Here is a 15,488-nt window from a genome sequence, read left to right as displayed (position 1 = left end):
GCCGGATCAGGCGGTGGCGGCGTCTTCGACCGCGTCCGCGGCAGGGGTGATCCCGTACAGCGTCGCGAGCGCGGCGGCGAACTCGTCCGCGCGACCGGCGGCGGCGAGCTCATGAGCCCGCACGGTCGGCGTGTGCAGCAGCACGCCCGAGAGGTGCCGCAGCGCCTGCTCGACCTTGCCGTCCTCGTCGCCACGGGCGCGGGCGCGGTCGATCTCGCGCTCCAGCAGCTCGAAGATGTGCGAGCGGAAGGCCACGACCGACGGGGTCACGCTCTGGCGGGCGCCGACCACGTGGAAGGTCTCCGCGGCCTCGCGGACGACGCTCCGGGCGGCGTCCGTCGCCTGCAGCTCCTCCAGCGGAGCGTGCAGGCGGATGGTCTCCAGGTCGAGCAGCGCGACGCCCTCCAGCGCAGCCACGGCCGGGTCGACGTTCCGCGGCATGCCGAGGTCGACCACCAGCCGGCTCGGGACCCCGGTGGTGCCGCTGGTCGCGGCGACGGGGCAGCCCGCGGCGGCGAGGCCGACCGGGAGTTGCAGGTGCTCGGGGCCGAGCACGGGCTCGGTCGCGGTGGTGCAGGTGATCAGCAGCGTGGAGTGTGCCGCCGTGCGCGCGTACTCCTCGGCCGGCACCGGGCGGATGTCGTGCTTGGCTGCGAAGATCTCCGCGCGGTCGGAGGGAGAGTAGACGGAGATGTCGACGGCGCCGCGCTCGCGCAGGGTCGCGAGGGTGACGGCCGCGTAGGCGCCCGTGCCGACCAGCAGCACGCGCTCGGCGGACCAGTCGGCGATGCGGCTGTCGGCGAGCTCCAGTGCGAGACGCACGAGCGAGCGACCGGCGCGGCCGAGGGCGGTGACGTTCTTGACCTTGCGCTGCGCCTGGCTCGCGCGCTGGAACAGCCGCTCGAGCTCGGGGGAGGTGGTGCCGTCCTTCCGGGCGGACTTGAGGGCGCGGCGCACCTGGCCGGCGATCTCGCCCTCACCGGAGACGACCGACTCGAGGCCGGAGGCGACGGAGAAGAGGTGCTCGGCAACGCGGCGACCGGAGTGCACGGCGTAGGCGCCGTCGAGATCGGCAGCGGGGATTCCGGTCGCGGACTCGACCGCCTCGATGACGGCTTCCACGCCGATGGCGCCGGCCGCGGTCACCGGCTCGTCCATCTCCACGTACGCCTCGAAGCGGTTGCACGTCGCCAGGACCACGGCACCCTGCACGCACGGCGCCATGCCCACGATGGTGGGAGCGACGTCGTCGGGGGTGCGGCTCAGGCGTTCGAGCAGTTCGAAGGAGGCGGTCTTGTGACTCGCCGTCACACACAGCAGCACCCTTCGATTGTACCCGAGCATCCGAAGCCGGGACTCGGCTGCTCCCTATACGCCGGATGGGAGGATGGGGGCATGGCACTCTCCGACGCCCTGCTGCTGCGCGCCCTCACCGGCGACCGCCCCGCCACCGCTCCGGTCTGGTTCATGCGCCAGGCCGGCCGCTCCCTGCCCGAGTACCGGGAGCTGCGGGTCGGCACGAGGATGCTCGACGCCTGCCTCACCCCCGACCTCGCCGCCGAGATCACCCTCCAGCCGGTGCGACGGCACGGCGTCGACGCGGCGGTGTTCTTCAGCGACATCGTCATCCCGCTGCGTCTCGCCGGCGTGGAGGTCGAGATCGAGCCCGGCCGCGGTCCGGTCTTCGCGAACCCGGTGCGGACGGTCGCGGACGTCGACCGCATCACGGCCATCGACCCGGAGAGCCTGGACGGCAGCGCCATCGCGGAGGCCGTCGGCATCGTCGTCGCGGAGCTCGGCGACACTCCGGTCATCGGCTTCGCGGGGGCGCCCTTCACTCTCGCCGCGTACCTCGTCGAGGGCGGTCCGTCCAAGGAGCACCTGCGCGCCCGCGGCATGATGCACGCGGAGCCCGAGGCCTGGCACCGTCTCGCGGGCTGGCTGGCGCGGATCTCGCGGCGGTTCCTGGAGACGCAGCGCGATGCCGGCGCCGCGGTCGTGCAGCTCTTCGACAGTTGGGCGGGCTCCCTCAGCCCCGCCGACTACCGCACCTTCGTGGCGCCGCACTCCCGCACGGCTCTGGATGGCATCGGCGTTCCGACGATCCACTTCGGCGTCGGCACCGGGCCCTTCCTCGGCGATATGCGGCTCGACGGCGTCGCGGACGGCGTGGGGGTCGACTGGCGGCTGCCCCTCGACGAGGCCGCCGCGATCCTCGGTCCCGACGTGTCGGTGCAGGGCAACATCGATCCCGCGTTCCTCGGCGCGCCGTGGCCGGTGCTCGAGGCGCATGTCCGCGACGTGCTCGAGCGCGGTCGCGCGGCCCGCGGGCACATCCTCAACCTCGGCCACGGCGTGCCCCCGGAGACCGACCCCGACCAGCTCACGCGCATCGTCGAGCTCGTGCACGCCGGCTGACCTCCGTTCGAATCGCCTGCTTTGCTGCATCTGCGGCCCAGATGCAGCCATTCACGCGATTCGAAGCGCGCGCGCCAGCCGCAGGTCCGACAGGCCGAAGCGCCCGGTGGGCAGTGCCGCGCGGATGCTGTCGTCGTCGAACGGTCGTGAGGGGCGGATACCCTCCGGCGGCTCCGGTGCCCACGGCGCCGGCTCGCTCACACCCTCCGCGAGCATCCGCGCCTGCGCCTTCGCCACCAGGGGCACGACCATGGTCCACTCCGTGAGCTGCGCGAGCACCCGCACGACCCAGGTCGGCACCGGGAGGAAGGCGGGGCGGCGTCCGGCGACACGGGCGATCCGGCGGATGGCCTCTCCGAGCGTCACCTCGTCCGCGCCCATCACCGCGACCGTCGGCTCCGGGATCCGCCCCTCCAGCGCGGCCACCAGCACGTCCGCGGCATCCTCGACCGGGACCGGGCGGGCGGTGCGTTCGCGGTAGCCGACCGTCCAGAAGAAGGGGAGGGTGCGGACGGCGCGGGTCACGTGATCGACCATGTGATCGCCGGGGCCGTAGATCATCCCGGACTTCAGGATCGTGTGCGGCAGCCCGGAGCCGCGGACGATCTCCTCGGCCTCCCACTTCGACTCGTGGTAGCCGGAGCCGCAGTCGGGACGGGCGCGGAGGAAGCTCACCATGACGAGGCGTCGGACACCGGCGCGGCGAGCGGCTTCGACGACGGCGGCCGTCCCCTCCACGTGCACACGCCGGAAGGTCTGGTCGCCGATCTCCCGGTTGATCCCGGCGCAGTGGGCCACGGCGTCGCATCCGGCGAAGGCTGCGGTCAGCGCATCGACGTCCGTGATGTCCGTGCCGGAGCGTCGGGAGATCACCACGGGCTCCTCCAGGCGATCGGCGAGGGCGCGGCCGACGAATCCACTGCCTCCGGTGATGGCGACCTTCATGGTGTTCTCCTTCGCTAATTAGCTATCTGGCGAAACTGTATCTAGCGAAGGTGCTATATTGCAAGCATGGCCGACAGCGCATCCGACATCTTCGCGGCGCTCGCCCATCCCACCCGGCGGCAGATCCTGCAGGACCTCAAGGAGGGGGAGCTCGCCGCCGGGGAGATCGCGTCGCGGTTCTCCGCGAGCGGGCCGACCATCTCCCGGCACCTGAGCGTGCTGCGGCAGGCGGGCCTCGTCAGCGAGCGTCGCGACGCCAACCGCATCTTCTACTCGCTCGTCGGCGAACGCCTGGCCCTCTCCGTGGGCGACTTCCTCTCCACCGTCTGCCCCGAGCAGATCGTCCTCCGCGAGGTCCGCAAGCGCAGTCGGGCCTGACCTCCGTTCGAATCGCGCACCTGGCTGCATCCGCGGCGATTATCCGGCCAATCGGGCGATTCGAAGCACAGGGGCGGTGGAAGGATGGAGGCATGAGCCCCGAGCGCCCCGCACCCGCTGAACCGGCCGACCTGGCCGCCCGTGCCGCACAGAAGCACGTCGTCGTGGTGGGAGGCGGCGTCGGCGGACTGGTGGCCGCCCGTGAGTGCGCGAAGGTCGGCATGCGGGTGACGCTGCTCGAGGGGTCCGAGGCCCTGGGCGGCGTGATCCGCAGGGTCGCCCTGGACGGGGTCGTCGTCGACGCCGGGGCGGAGAGCTACGCGACGAAGGGCGGGCACGTCCGCGCCCTCGTGGACGACCTCGGCCTCTCCGACCGCGTCGTGACGCCGCAGGCGGGAGGGGCGTGGCTCGCCGGGCTCCCCGGCGGCGGCGCGGCACCGCTCCCGGCCGGCGGCATCCTCGGCATCCCCGGCAACCCGTTCCAGGACGACGTCCGCCGCATCATCGGCTGGTCCGGCGCCTGGCGGGCCTATCTCGACCGGGTGCGCCCGCCGCTCACGATCGGGCACCAGCTGAGCCTCGGCCGCCTCGTCGCCTCGCGCATGGGGGAGAAGGTGCGCGACCGCCTCGTCGCCCCCGTCACCACGGGCGTCTACTCGGCATCCCCGGACGACGTGGACATCGATGTCGCCGCCCCCGGACTCAACGCCGCCCTCACCCGCGTCGGCTCCCTGTCCGGTGCGGTGCTGGCCCTCCGCGGAGAGGGTGCGTCGCGCGGCGCGAAGACACCCGGTGCCGCCGTCGAGGGGCTCGTCGGCGGCATGAGCGTGCTCGTCGACGCCCTCGCGGCCGACCTCGACGAACTCGGTGTGACCGTCCGTACTCGCGTCCGGGCCCGTCGCCTCACCACCGACGGCACCACCTGGCGCGTCGTGGTCGAGGAGCCCGCCGCGGACCAGCCGATCGAGGGGGAGGAGGCGACCCAGGAGGCGGAGCTCGTCGCCGACGCCGTGATCGTCGCGACCTCCGAGCACGGCGCGCGGGAGCTGCTCGCGGGCGCCGTACCCGCCCTCGCGGCCGCCGACGCCGCGCCCGCCCCCGAGATCGAGATCATCAGTCTGCTGCTCGACGCGCCCGCGCTGCGCACCCCGCCCCGCGGCACCGGCGTGCTCACCGTTCCGCACAGCCACACGGCGAAGGCGCTCACACACTCCACGGCGAAGTGGTCGTGGGTGCGGGAGGCCGCGGGCGACCGCGAGGTGGTCCGCGTCTCCTTCGGTGCGCAGGGGGAACCGGCGGCCACCGCGGCGCTGGAGGACGAGGCCGCAATTGACCTCGCCCGTCGGGAGGCCTCGGCGCTCCTGGGCGTCCCGCTGTCGCCCGATCAGGTCGTGGCGGGTCATCGTGGGCGCTTCGTGCAGGCGCAGCCCGCGTCGATCATCGGCTCGGCGGAGCGGCGTGCCGCAGCGCGTCAGGCCGTGCAGGCCGTGCCAGGACTGGCCGCTGTGGGCGCCTGGCTCGCGGGCACGGGGCTCGCGCAGGTCGTGCCGGACGCTGCGAAGGAGGCGGACCGCCTGCGCCGCGCTCTCCTCTGGGACTGAGCGTCCGCCGAGCACGCGCGAGTGCGCTCGACGCCTCTGTGTCAACCCTCTGATCGATTGATGCCGAAATCGGCATACGGCGTTACGCTGGGTACCTGATCGCGGTGGAGACGCGGGCGATCGGCGTCCCCCGGGACGGACCACAGCCGGAACAACGTGAGGAGACCCCATGAAGGGGAAGATCGGACTCGTCGTCGGACTCGGCGTCGGCTATGTGCTCGGCACCCGCGCAGGACGCGAGCGCTACGAGCAGATCAAGACGCAGTGGCTGAAGGTCTGGAACACCGACCCCGTGCAGGAGCGCGTCGACAAGGTCAAGGGCTTCGTCGGCGACAAGGCCGCCGCGGTCCCGGGAGCCGTCTGGACCGGTGCCGTGAAGATCGTGAAGTCGGTCACCGGGGACGGCACCCCCGGGCAGAAGCTCGATGCCGTCATCGCCTCCGGCAAGGACGCGGCCGAGGAGATCTCGGACGCCGCGGAGGACGCGGTCGACGAGGTCAAGGAGCGCGCCGCCGAGGCCCAGAAGCCCGCCGCGGCGAAGCCGGCCGCGAAGAAGCCCGCCCCGCGGAAGTCCGACGACTGACATGCCCCGCGGATATCGGGATCGCGCCGACGACAGTCTGCTGACGCTGCTCGGCGACCTGCCGGAGCTCGTCACCAATCTCGTCAAGGCCGAGATCGACGCGGCCAAGGCGTGGGTGTCGCGCACGGCGAAGGACGCGGGGGTCGGCTCCGTCTGGTTCCTCGTCGCGCTGTTCTTCCTGTTCTGGGCCGTGCCCGTGATCCTCGTCTTCGCGATCGCGGGACTGTCGTCGTGGTGGCCGGTGTGGCTGTCCGCGCTGGCGGTGTTCGGCATCCTCATCATCGCCGTGCTGCTGTTCGCACTGCTCGGCATCCTGAAGTTCCGCAAGGTGCTCCGTCGCCAGAACCCGGCACAGGCCGTGGCCGAAGACATCCGAATCGTGAAGGAGGCCGGCGATGAGCACCCCTGAGTCGCTGCCGCGCACCGCGGTCCCCGCGGGAATCGTCGACCCCGTCGCCTCCGCGCGCGCCGAGCTGAAGGCGGCCCTCGCCGCCATCGAGCTCAAGGGGAACATCCCGCGGCGCGTCGAGAAGGCGTCGGCGCGCGCCGCCGTCAAGGCGCGTGCGTTCGCGGACCGCAATCCGGCTGCCGCGATCGCCGCGACGGTCGGGATCGCCGCCGCCGTCGGCGGGGCCGTGTGGGCCATCGCCCGCGCCATCGCGCGCTGAGTCACCCCCCCGCACCGCCCTCGGGCGGGGGCAGTATTCCCCTGATTAGCGGCGCCTCCGCAAAGGGGGCAGACTGGGATCATGTCCGACCTGCGCGAAGAGAACCCGTCCGGTTACACCCTCTGGGCCGTCTGGCGACGCAATCCTGACGCCCCCGTCACCGAGAACGATGCGACCGAGCTCGAGTCGATCGTCTCGCACGTCGAGGACTCCGGCGTCACCGTCCGCGGCTTCTACGACGTCTCCGGGCTCAAGGCCGACGCCGACCTCATGGTGTGGCTGCACGGCGCCACCGCCGAGGAGCTGCAGAAGGCTCTCCGCCGCCTGCGCCGCACCGAGATGCTGCGCTCGCTCCTCCCGGTGTGGAACGTCATGGGCGTCCACCGTGACGCGGAGTTCAACCGCGCGCACGTCCCCGGCTTCCTCCGCGGCATCGAGCCCAAGGACTGGCTCTGCCTCTACCCGTTCGTCCGCACGCCGGAGTGGTACCTCGCGCCGGAGAGCGAGCGTCGCGCGATGCTCGCCGACCACGGGCGCAAGGGTGCGGCGTTCACCGGCGTCATCGCGAACACGGTGGCCTCCTTCGCCCTCGGCGACTACGAGTGGCTGCTGCCGCTGGAAGCCGACGAGCTGACCGACCTCGTCGACATGATGCGCGACCTCCGCTACACCGACGCCCGCATGTTCGTGAAGGAGGAGGTGCCCTTCTACACGGGGCGCCGCCTGCGCTTCGACGAGATCGCGGACGTGCTGCAGTAAGCGCCATGAGCACCCCCATCCGTCTCGGCACCCGCCGCAGCGCGCTCGCGCAGGCGCAGTCGGGTCACGTCGCCGCCGCGCTCGAGAAGGTCACCGGCCGCCGCGTCGAACTCGTCCCGATCACCAGCGAGGGCGACACCAATCGCGCCTCGCTGTCGGAGATCGGCGGCCTCGGCATCTTCGCCACCCGTCTCCGTGAGGCCCTCCTCGCCGGCGAGTGCGACTTCCTCGTGCACTCCCTCAAGGACCTCCCCACGGCGGTGCCGGAGTCGCTCGTCATCGCCGCGACGCCCCGACGGGAGGATGCCCGCGACGTGGTGCTCACCCGACACGGCATCCCGCTGCACGAGCTCCCGGCGGGGAGCGCCGTGGGTACCGGCTCCCCGCGACGTATCGCCCAGGTCCACCGCCGTGCGCCTCGCGCCCACGTCGTGGACATTCGCGGCAACGTCGACTCCCGCCTCGCGCGCGTCACCTCCGGAGAGCTGGACGCCGTGATCCTCGCCGCCGCCGGCCTCTCGCGACTCGGCACGGATTCGCCGCTGCATCGGGAGGAGCTCGGCCTCGCGGAATGGCCGACCGCTCCCGGCCAGGGATCCCTGGCGGTCGAGACACGGGCGGACGCGCCGGAGGAGCTGCGCACGGCGCTGTCGGCGCTGGATCATCGGGAGACGCGGCTCGCGATCACCGTCGAGCGCGCCATCTTGGAGGGACTGGATGCCGGTTGTCAAGCCCCCATGGCGGCGCACGCCGTCGTCCAGGACTCCGAGATCCGCGTCAGGACGGTCGTCTACGCCCCGGACGGCGGTCGGCGGATCGGTCTGGACGTCACGGAAGCCCTGAACGGGGAGTATATTCATCGGAACGGCAGTGGCAATGGTGCGGATGCTGCCGATGGTGCAGACCCGATGCACGCAGCGCGTGAGTTCGGGCTCGCTGTTGCCCGTCGGCTGCTCGATCAAGGGGCGGCCGACCTCGTCCCTCAAGAGCAATCCGAATTGTCATGACCACTTCTGAAAGCAAGCAGGACCGACCGCTGGACGGCTGGCGCATCCTCGTGCCCCGTGGCGGCCCCTGGGGCGACAGCGTCGCCGCGAGCCTCCGCGCTCTCGGCGCCGTCCCCGTCGTCGCCCCGCTCATCAACTTCGCTCCGACCACGGATCAGGCGACCCTCGACCGTGCGCTGGAGCAGCTCGCGGCCGGCGAGTTCGACTGGCTGACCGTCACGAGCGCGACCACGGTGGACGTGCTGTTCGCCCACCGCGCCGTCGTGCCGAAGACCACGAAGATCGCGGCCGTGGGGGAGACGACGGCCGCGGCGCTGCAGGCCGTGGGCTACGAGGTGGCCCTGGTCCCCGAACAGGACAACTCCGCGCAGGGCATGGCGCAGCAGCTCATCGCTCTGGAGCACGAGCCGCGCCGCATCCTGGCGCTGCGCAGCGAGATCGCCAAGCCCGTCCTGAGCATCCTGCTGTCCGAGGCGGGACACGACGTGCACGGCGTCGTCGCCTATCGCACGGTCGGTGTGCCGGTGACGGAGCGCATCCGCCGCGACGTCGAGAACGGCCGGATCAACGCGATCCTCATCACCAGCGGTTCGGTGGCCGAGCAGGTGCGGGAGCAGTTCCCCGAGATCCCGGACGAGACGCTGCTCGCGGCGATCGGCCCGCGGACGGCCAAGGACGCCGAGCGCGCCGGCCTGCCCGTCTCGGTGGTCGCCGACCGGCAGACCATCGATGCGCTGATCGAGGCCGTGTCGCAGTTCACCCTTCCGCACGCGGCAGACGAGTTCGCGCCGTGAGCTTCCCCGACGTCCGCCTGCGCCGACTGCGTCAGTCGCGCGCCGTCCGCGACCTCGTGCGCGAGACCTCTCTCGAGCCGCGTCAGCTCGTGCTCCCGCTCTTCGTCCGCGAGGGCATCAGCGAGCCGGTCGCCATCGGGTCGATGCCCGGCGTCGCCCAGCACTCGATCGACTCGCTGCGTTCCGCGGCCGTGGAGGCCGCGGAGGCCGGGGTCGGCGGGGTCATGCTGTTCGGCGTTCCCGCGGTGCGCGACGCCCGGGGCTCCGGCGCGGACGACCCGCAGGGCATCCTGAACGTCGCCACCGAGGCGCTGGCGGCCGAGGTCGGCGACGCGCTCGTCGTGCAGACCGACCTCTGCCTCGACGAGTTCACCGATCACGGGCACTGCGGCGTCCTCGCCGCCGACGGCTCGGTGGACAACGACGCGACCCTGGAGCGATACGCCTCGATGGCCCTCGCCCAGGCGCGCGCGGGATCGCAGCTGTTGGGGCTGTCCGGGATGATGGACGGCCAGGTCGCCGTGATCCGTCAGGCGCTCGACGCCGAGGGCTTCACCGACACCCTGATCCTGGCGTATGCCGCGAAGTACGCGAGCGCGTTCTACGGCCCGTTCCGCGAAGCCGTGGACTCGCAGCTCCAGGGCGACCGCCGCACGTATCAGCTCGACCCCGGCAACCGTCGCGAGGGCGTGCGGGAGGCGCTGGTCGACGAGGACGAGGGCGCGGACATCGTCATGGTGAAGCCGGCGATGGCCTTCCTCGACGTGCTCCGCGAGGTCCGCGACGCCGTGACCGTCCCGGTCTGGGCGTACCAGGTGTCGGGCGAGTACGCGATGATCGAGGCCGCCGCCGCGAACGGCTGGATCGATCGGCGCGCCGCGGTCCTCGAGTCGCTGCTGTCGATCCGCCGGGCGGGCGCCGACGCGGTGCTGACGTACTGGGCCACCGAAGCGGCCCGCTGGCTGCGCGGCTGACCCTTCGTCGGCCGCGGCCTCGGAAGGGCAGGCGGCGGGTTAGCCTGGAAGGGATGCCGGGAGAGCGCCGTGCATCACGGAGGAGCCTCGATGACCGACCGCAATGACGACCTTTTCTCTGCCGCCCGTGCGGTGATCCCCGGCGGGGTGAACTCTCCGGTGCGGGCCTACGGGTCGGTCGGCGGGACGCCGCGGTTCCTCGCCTCGGCGCGCGGCGCCACAGTGACCGACGCCGCGGGTCGCGAGTACGTCGACCTCGTCGCGTCCTGGGGTCCCGCACTGCTCGGACACGCGCAGCCCGACGTCGTCGCCGCCGTGCAGGAGGCCGCCACCCGCGGGCTCTCCTTCGGCGCTCCGACCGAGGGGGAGGTCGAGCTCGCCGCGCTCATCGCCGACCGCGTCCGCTTCGGCGAGATCCGTCCCGTGGAGCGTGTCCGTCTCGTCTCGACGGGCACCGAGGCCACCATGACCGCGATCCGCCTCGCCCGCGGTGCGACCGGCCGCGATCTGCTCGTGAAGTTCGCCGGCCACTATCACGGCCACTCCGACGGCCTGCTCGCCGAGGCGGGCTCCGGGGTCGCCACGCTGGCGCTTCCCGGTTCGGCCGGCGTGCCCGCGCCGATCGCCGCGCAGACGCTCGTGATCCGCTACAACGACCCCGAGGCGCTCGCCGCCGTCTTCGCCGAGCACGGTCCCCGCATCGCGGCCGTCATCGTGGAGGCCTCGGCCGCGAACATGGGCGTGGTGCCCCCGCTCCCCGGATTCAACCGCCTCATCGCGGAGACCGCGCACGCCCACGGTGCTCTCATGATCCTCGACGAGGTCCTCACCGGCTTCCGGGTGCACCCGGCCGGCTTCTGGGGCCTCCAGGCGCAGGCCGGAGAGGACTACCTGCCCGACATCCTGACCTTCGGCAAGGTCGTCGGCGGCGGTATGCCGCTGGCGGCGCTCGGTGGCCGTGCCGAGGTCATGGACCTCCTGGCGCCCCTCGGCCCCGTCTACCAGGCGGGGACGCTCTCCGGGAACCCGCTGTCCGTGGCCGCGGGCCTGGCCACGCTCCGCCTCGCGACGCCGGAGGTCTACGCGACCGTCGACGCCGCAGCCGCTCGGGTCTCGTCGGCTCTCGACCGCGCGCTCGCCGAGGCCGGAGTGACCCACGCCCTCGCCTCCGCCGGCAACCTCTTCAGCGCCTCGTTCCGCGCCTCCGCCCCGCGCGACTACGCCGAGGCGCAGGCGCAGGAGTCGTTCCGGTACGCGGCGTTCTTCCACGCGATGCGCGAGCACGGCGTCGCGCTGCCGCCGAGCGTCTTCGAGGCCTGGTTCCTCACCGCCGCGCACGGCGAGGACGAGCTCCAGCGGATCGAGGAAGCCCTGCCGCACGCCGCTCAGGCCGCCCAGACCGCGCGCCCCTGATCGCCGCCCCGCTGCTCGTTCGCGTGACTCGTTCGCGTGAGAACAGGCAGCCGCGCGGGGGCAGGCACCCTTGGACACCGTTGCCTGATCTCCCGCGAACGCCTGCAGGCCCGAAGCCCTTCGGCATCAGGCCTTCGCGCGGAGCCAGGCTTCCGCCCGCGGCAGCGCCTGTTCGTGCGTGGGAGCCTGTCCTCGCGAAGGAGTCGTGAGGGCAGACTGAGGGATTCCGACAAGGGATCGTTGCGTTCCTGTGAGCAACTTCCAGCCAACCGGGAGGACGGCGCTGGCAGACTGGGGGCATGGTGACGTTGTTGCTGGACCAGACGCAACTCGAGGTCGTGCTCTCGCCCATCGAACGTGCCGCCACCTTCCACCGCGAGAACGTCCGCATCGTGCGCGACACGATCACCAAGGTCCAGCTGACAGACGATGCCTGGACCTGGCTCCGCGGCGTCCCGAATCCGGGTACCCACATCCCGGGCGTGCTGGCCGCCGGGAGCTGGAAGGCCGCGGGGAGCCTCGACTTCGTGCTGATCCGCCGTCGACGTCCGAGCGTGGTCGTCGATCTCGAGGGCGATCCGCAGTACAACCGCCTGATCCTGACCACACGGCACGGCCTGGCGCTGACGCAGGCGCTGCGCCTCCCGGTGTCCGAGGAACCCACGACGGTCGAGGAGATCGTCGCCACGGCTCCGACCCCGGTGTCGAAGGGCAGTCGGCGCCCGGTCATCCGACCACGTCCGGCCTGATCCCGGATGCAGAACGCCCTCCCGGTCGACCGGGAGGGCGTTCTGCTGCGGGGGGCTCAGCCGTGGTGCTCGTCGTCGTGGTGCTCGTCGCCACGGTCGTCCGCGGGGGCGTGCTGCTCCGCCGGGGTCTCCGTATCGACTGCGGACTCGTCGCTCGCGATCTCGTCCTGCGGAGCCCCGTGGCCGGACGACGTCTCCTCCGCCGGAGCGAGCGGGTAGTCGCGCGGCTCGTCCTCGTAGTAGGCGCGTGCGGCGGCGGCCAGCATCGAGCTCACGGCGGCCGATCGCGGGTCGTCGTCGGACGCAGGAGAGGCGTCCTCACCCTGCGCTGCGGCTTCGGCGGTGTCCTCGGACGGCGCGGGCTCCTCGTCCGCCGACGAGGCGTCCAGACCGGTGAAGAACTCCACGCCCGCGGGCTCCTCGTCACCGGAGGCGCTGTCGGGCGCGTCGGTGCTCGTGCTGTCGGCCGGTGCATCGGCAGCGGAGTCGACGTCCTCGGCGGGGGTCTCGTCGGTCGTCGACGGCGACTCGGACTCGGACTCGGACTCGGTCTCGCCCGGAGCGTCCGTCGCCGCCGGCTGCGCGGACGACTCGGTCTCCGCGTCTGCGGACGCGGCTGCGAACAGGGCGGCGAAGGACCGCCGCGGAGACTCGGCGACGGGCGCGGGCGCACCGAAGAGGATGTCGTCGAACGACGGCGAGTCCTCGGCCTCCGCGTCGGCATCCGCATCCGCGGGCTGCGCGTCTGCGGTCGCGTCGACCACGGGCAGGATCCGGGTCGCGTCGTCGGCGGAGACGACGGGAAGGGCCCGGGTCGCATCCTCGTCCGCGGTGGCATCCGCCTCGTCGGTCGGAGCGGTGTCGTCGGCGATCGTCTCGGCGGTGACAGGGCCCGTGGCCTGAGGCGTCAGGTCGTCGGCGAGCGCGGCGGTGCCGCCGGCTGCGAGAGCCGCAGCGGCGGTCCCGGCGGCTTCATCCGTCGACGGGCCGTCCGTCGGAGACTCCTCTGCCGGAGCCTCGGCGGCGGTCGCGGACTCGGGATCCTCCTCGGCGGGAGCCTCCGTCTGATCGAGCGCCGGGGCGGTGTCGAAGCGGCCGCCCCGCATGAGGTCGATGAAGACGTCCTCCAGCGTCGGGCCGCGCTGCACGAGCGTGCTGAGAGCGATACCGGCGTCCGCAGCGACGGCGCCGACGCGGCTGGCGTCGGTCCCGCGCACGGTCAGCCCGGAGCGGAGCACCTCGATGTCGAACCCGGCGGCGACCAGCGCGGTCGTGAGGCCGGGGCGATCGGCTGAGTCGACGACCACGGAGCCGCCGGCCGGATCGGCCAGGGTCTCGATGCCGCTCGACAGCACGAGGCGTCCCTTGGAGAGCACGAGCACGTGGTCGGCGACCTGCTCGATCTCGCTGAGCACGTGGGAGGAGACCAGCACCGTGCGCCCTTCGTCAGCGAGGCGACGCATCAGCAGCCGCATCCAGCGGATGCCCTCCGGGTCGAGGCCGTTCGCCGGCTCGTCGAAGACGAGGGCGCCGGGGTCGCCGAGGAGCGCGTGGGCGACGCTGAGGCGCTGGCGCATGCCGAGCGAGAACCCGCCGATGCGCGTGTCCGCCTCGCCCTCCAGGCCGACGAGGGAGATGACCTCGTCGACGCGGGCCAGGCGGATGCCGTTGGCCTTCGCGGCGATGGTGAGCTGACGGCTCGCCGTGCGGCGCGGCCGATAGGCCGTCTCCTCCAGCACGGCGCCGATCGTGCGCAGCGGCTGCCGCAGCTCGGCGTAGGCGGCCCCGCCGATCGTGGCGGTGCCGGACGTGGCGCGCACCTGGCCGAGCAGGATTCGCAGGGTCGTCGTCTTGCCGGCACCGTTGGGGCCGAGGAAGGCGGTGACGGCGCCGGGCTCGACACGGGCGGAGAAATCCGAGACGGCCGTCACCTCGTTGAAGCGCTTCGTCACATTCGTGAACTCGAGCACCTGTCCTTCGGGCATCCGGGACCTCTCGTTGCGATGAACAGTTCCTCCTATCCTGCCGGAAAACCGCCCCGGAACCCGCATTTCGTGCGGAATCCGGCCGCACGCGACGGGGTAGCCTGGCACCCGTGACCGATACCCCCGCCGCGCCCCGTGTCCTCATCCGCACCGAAGGAGCGCTCGGGCGGCTCACGCTCAACCGCCCCGAGGCGATCAATGCGCTCGATGAGGACATGATCGCGACCATCACGGAGGCGCTGGTGGCCTGGCGCGACGACTCCGACGTGCAGATCGTCCTCATCGACGGCGCGGGGGAGCGCGGCATGTGCGCGGGCGGCGACGTGCGTCGCCTGCACGGCCAGATCACGTCCGGCCATCCGGAGCAGTCTGCGGAGTTCTTCCGAGGCGAGTACGCGATGAACGCCATGATCGCGGAGTACCCGAAGCCCGTGGTCGCGCTCGCCGACGGGATCACGATGGGCGGCGGTATCGGTCTGGCAGGGCATGCCGCGATCCGCGTGGTCACCGAACGCTCGAAGCTCGCCATGCCGGAGACCCGGATCGGCTTCACGCCCGACGTCGGCGGCACCTGGCTGCTGGGGCAGGCGCCGGGACGGCTCGGCGAGTACCTCGGCCTCACCGGGGCCACGATGAACGGTGCCGACGCCGTATACGCGGGCTTCGCGGATCACTTCGTCCCCTCCGACCGCCTCGACGCGCTGCGCGAGGCGCTGGCCTACCGCGCCGACCCGACGAGTCCCAGCGAGATCGTCCTGCTCTTCGACGAGACGCCGGAGCCGTCCTCGCTTCCCGCCGCGCGGGGGTGGATCGACGATGCGTTCGCCGCCCCGACCGTGCCCGAGATCCTCGAGCGGCTCCGCGCGCTCGGCACCGAGGAAGCGGCGGCCGTCGCCGACCTGCTCGACGATCTGGCTCCGACGGGCCTCGTCGTGACGCTCGACGCCGTGCGGGAGGCCCGGGAGATGACCGGGCTCCGCGCCGCGCTGGAGGGCGAGTACCGCCGGGTGCTCTGGTTCGTGAACGAACACCCCGACCTGGTGGAGGGCATCCGCGCGCAGCTCGTCGACAAGGATCGCAACCCGCGGTGGCAGCTGGCCTCCCTCGCCGAGCTCGGCCCCGACGCCGGGGCGCCCGCCCGCGACTACGTTCCGCAGCCCGCGCTGTTCTGACGCGCGCCTCAGTTCTTTAGGGGCGGCCATTGATCGCCTGCG

At 72.4% G+C, this 15,488-nt stretch carries 16 protein-coding genes; 13 read left to right on the top strand and 3 right to left on the bottom strand.

All coding sequences use genetic code 11. From position 1 onward, the window contains the following. Positions 1 to 6 precede the first annotated feature (6 nt). Positions 7 to 1,323, bottom strand: coding sequence for a glutamyl-tRNA reductase (locus tag IZR02_RS15215; RefSeq protein ID WP_025104878.1), 1,317 nt, complete (start codon positions 1,321 to 1,323; stop codon positions 7 to 9). 72 nt (positions 1,324 to 1,395) lie between these two features. Between IZR02_RS15215 and hemE the strand changes: the two genes are divergently transcribed. After that, entirely contained in the window at positions 1,396 to 2,418 is a 1,023-nt protein-coding gene (hemE, locus tag IZR02_RS15210) for a uroporphyrinogen decarboxylase (RefSeq protein ID WP_025104877.1), read from the top strand. A gap of 51 nt (positions 2,419 to 2,469) precedes the next feature. On the opposite strand, the gene IZR02_RS15205 is transcribed toward hemE, so the two are convergent. Next, positions 2,470 to 3,363 carry an NAD(P)H-binding protein gene (locus IZR02_RS15205; RefSeq protein WP_071329222.1) on the bottom strand — a complete coding sequence of 298 codons (894 nt, stop codon included), beginning with the start codon at positions 3,361 to 3,363 and terminating at the stop codon, positions 2,470 to 2,472. 66 nt (positions 3,364 to 3,429) lie between these two features. Here IZR02_RS15205 and IZR02_RS15200 point away from each other — a divergent pair, with 66 nt between their 5' ends. The 11 genes from IZR02_RS15200 (at position 3,430) to IZR02_RS15150 (ending at position 12,289) form a co-directional block, all read left to right on the top strand. Continuing rightward, positions 3,430 to 3,741 (top strand): metalloregulator ArsR/SmtB family transcription factor, encoded by a 312-nt coding sequence (locus IZR02_RS15200; RefSeq protein WP_029989796.1) that lies wholly within the window; start codon positions 3,430 to 3,432, stop codon positions 3,739 to 3,741. Positions 3,742 to 3,833: 92 nt separating this feature from the next. Next, the gene (locus IZR02_RS15195) at positions 3,834 to 5,342 is read left to right on the top strand and encodes a protoporphyrinogen/coproporphyrinogen oxidase (RefSeq protein ID WP_062765560.1); all 1,509 of its coding nucleotides are present in this window, start codon (positions 3,834 to 3,836) and stop codon (positions 5,340 to 5,342) included. A 169-nt stretch (positions 5,343 to 5,511) separates the two neighbouring features. Then, positions 5,512 to 5,925, top strand: a complete 414-nt coding sequence (locus IZR02_RS15190; protein ID WP_025104874.1) for a hypothetical protein — start codon at positions 5,512 to 5,514, stop codon at positions 5,923 to 5,925. Between the two features lies 1 nt (position 5,926). Next, complete coding sequence (locus IZR02_RS15185) at positions 5,927 to 6,334, top strand: phage holin family protein (RefSeq protein WP_025104873.1); 408 nt, start codon at positions 5,927 to 5,929, stop codon at positions 6,332 to 6,334. Continuing rightward, positions 6,321 to 6,593, top strand: a complete 273-nt coding sequence (locus IZR02_RS15180) for a hypothetical protein (RefSeq protein WP_062765558.1) — start codon at positions 6,321 to 6,323, stop codon at positions 6,591 to 6,593. The genes IZR02_RS15185 and IZR02_RS15180 overlap by 14 nt, the downstream gene beginning before the upstream one ends. A gap of 81 nt (positions 6,594 to 6,674) precedes the next feature. Then, on the top strand, positions 6,675 to 7,352 hold the full coding sequence (gene hemQ, locus IZR02_RS15175; RefSeq protein ID WP_174235391.1) for a hydrogen peroxide-dependent heme synthase: 678 nt from the start codon (positions 6,675 to 6,677) through the stop codon (positions 7,350 to 7,352). 5 nt (positions 7,353 to 7,357) lie between these two features. Next, positions 7,358 to 8,359 carry a hydroxymethylbilane synthase gene (gene hemC, locus IZR02_RS15170; protein ID WP_062765555.1) on the top strand — a complete coding sequence of 334 codons (1,002 nt, stop codon included), beginning with the start codon at positions 7,358 to 7,360 and terminating at the stop codon, positions 8,357 to 8,359. Next, on the top strand, positions 8,356 to 9,153 hold the full coding sequence (locus IZR02_RS15165) for a uroporphyrinogen-III synthase (RefSeq protein ID WP_025104869.1): 798 nt from the start codon (positions 8,356 to 8,358) through the stop codon (positions 9,151 to 9,153). Before hemC ends, IZR02_RS15165 begins: the two co-directional genes overlap by 4 nt. Further along, positions 9,150 to 10,127, top strand: coding sequence for a porphobilinogen synthase (gene hemB / locus IZR02_RS15160; protein WP_062765552.1), 978 nt, complete (start codon positions 9,150 to 9,152; stop codon positions 10,125 to 10,127). Before IZR02_RS15165 ends, hemB begins: the two co-directional genes overlap by 4 nt. 90 nt (positions 10,128 to 10,217) lie before the next feature. Next, complete coding sequence (gene hemL, locus IZR02_RS15155; protein WP_062765549.1) at positions 10,218 to 11,540, top strand: glutamate-1-semialdehyde 2,1-aminomutase; 1,323 nt, start codon at positions 10,218 to 10,220, stop codon at positions 11,538 to 11,540. A 299-nt stretch (positions 11,541 to 11,839) separates the two neighbouring features. Beyond that, positions 11,840 to 12,289, top strand: a complete 450-nt coding sequence (locus IZR02_RS15150) for a hypothetical protein (RefSeq protein ID WP_025104866.1) — start codon at positions 11,840 to 11,842, stop codon at positions 12,287 to 12,289. A gap of 56 nt (positions 12,290 to 12,345) precedes the next feature. Here the strand turns inward: IZR02_RS15150 and IZR02_RS15145 are convergent, their stop codons facing one another. Further along, on the bottom strand, positions 12,346 to 14,274 hold the full coding sequence (locus IZR02_RS15145; protein WP_025104865.1) for an ATP-binding cassette domain-containing protein: 1,929 nt from the start codon (positions 14,272 to 14,274) through the stop codon (positions 12,346 to 12,348). Between the two features lie 110 nt (positions 14,275 to 14,384). Between IZR02_RS15145 and IZR02_RS15140 the strand changes: the two genes are divergently transcribed. Next, positions 14,385 to 15,446, top strand: a complete 1,062-nt coding sequence (locus IZR02_RS15140) for an enoyl-CoA hydratase/isomerase family protein (RefSeq protein WP_025104864.1) — start codon at positions 14,385 to 14,387, stop codon at positions 15,444 to 15,446. Positions 15,447 to 15,488 lie beyond the last annotated feature (42 nt).

Origin of the sequence: Microbacterium paraoxydans (genome assembly GCF_019056515.1) — a bacterium.
GTDB lineage: Bacteria > Actinomycetota > Actinomycetes > Actinomycetales > Microbacteriaceae > Microbacterium.
This window is presented reverse-complemented; position numbering and strand designations above follow the sequence as displayed.

What these genes read in the sequence shown, in the direction of transcription:
- IZR02_RS15190 (WP_025104874.1), top strand. Translation starts at nt 5,512, where the DNA reads ATGAAGGGGAAGATCGGACTCGTCGTCGGACTCGGCGTCGGCTATGTG.
- IZR02_RS15200 (WP_029989796.1), top strand. Translation starts at nt 3,430, where the DNA reads ATGGCCGACAGCGCATCCGACATCTTCGCGGCGCTCGCCCATCCCACC.
- hemL (WP_062765549.1), top strand. Translation starts at nt 10,218, where the DNA reads ATGACCGACCGCAATGACGACCTTTTCTCTGCCGCCCGTGCGGTGATC.
- hemQ (WP_174235391.1), top strand. Translation starts at nt 6,675, where the DNA reads ATGTCCGACCTGCGCGAAGAGAACCCGTCCGGTTACACCCTCTGGGCC.
- IZR02_RS15185 (WP_025104873.1), top strand. Translation starts at nt 5,927, where the DNA reads ATGCCCCGCGGATATCGGGATCGCGCCGACGACAGTCTGCTGACGCTG.
- IZR02_RS15195 (WP_062765560.1), top strand. Translation starts at nt 3,834, where the DNA reads ATGAGCCCCGAGCGCCCCGCACCCGCTGAACCGGCCGACCTGGCCGCC.
- IZR02_RS15205 (WP_071329222.1), bottom strand. Translation starts at nt 3,363, where the DNA reads ATGAAGGTCGCCATCACCGGAGGCAGTGGATTCGTCGGCCGCGCCCTC.
- hemC (WP_062765555.1), top strand. Translation starts at nt 7,358, where the DNA reads ATGAGCACCCCCATCCGTCTCGGCACCCGCCGCAGCGCGCTCGCGCAG.
- IZR02_RS15150 (WP_025104866.1), top strand. Translation starts at nt 11,840, where the DNA reads ATGGTGACGTTGTTGCTGGACCAGACGCAACTCGAGGTCGTGCTCTCG.
- IZR02_RS15165 (WP_025104869.1), top strand. Translation starts at nt 8,356, where the DNA reads ATGACCACTTCTGAAAGCAAGCAGGACCGACCGCTGGACGGCTGGCGC.
- IZR02_RS15145 (WP_025104865.1), bottom strand. Translation starts at nt 14,274, where the DNA reads ATGCCCGAAGGACAGGTGCTCGAGTTCACGAATGTGACGAAGCGCTTC.
- IZR02_RS15180 (WP_062765558.1), top strand. Translation starts at nt 6,321, where the DNA reads ATGAGCACCCCTGAGTCGCTGCCGCGCACCGCGGTCCCCGCGGGAATC.
- hemE (WP_025104877.1), top strand. Translation starts at nt 1,396, where the DNA reads ATGGCACTCTCCGACGCCCTGCTGCTGCGCGCCCTCACCGGCGACCGC.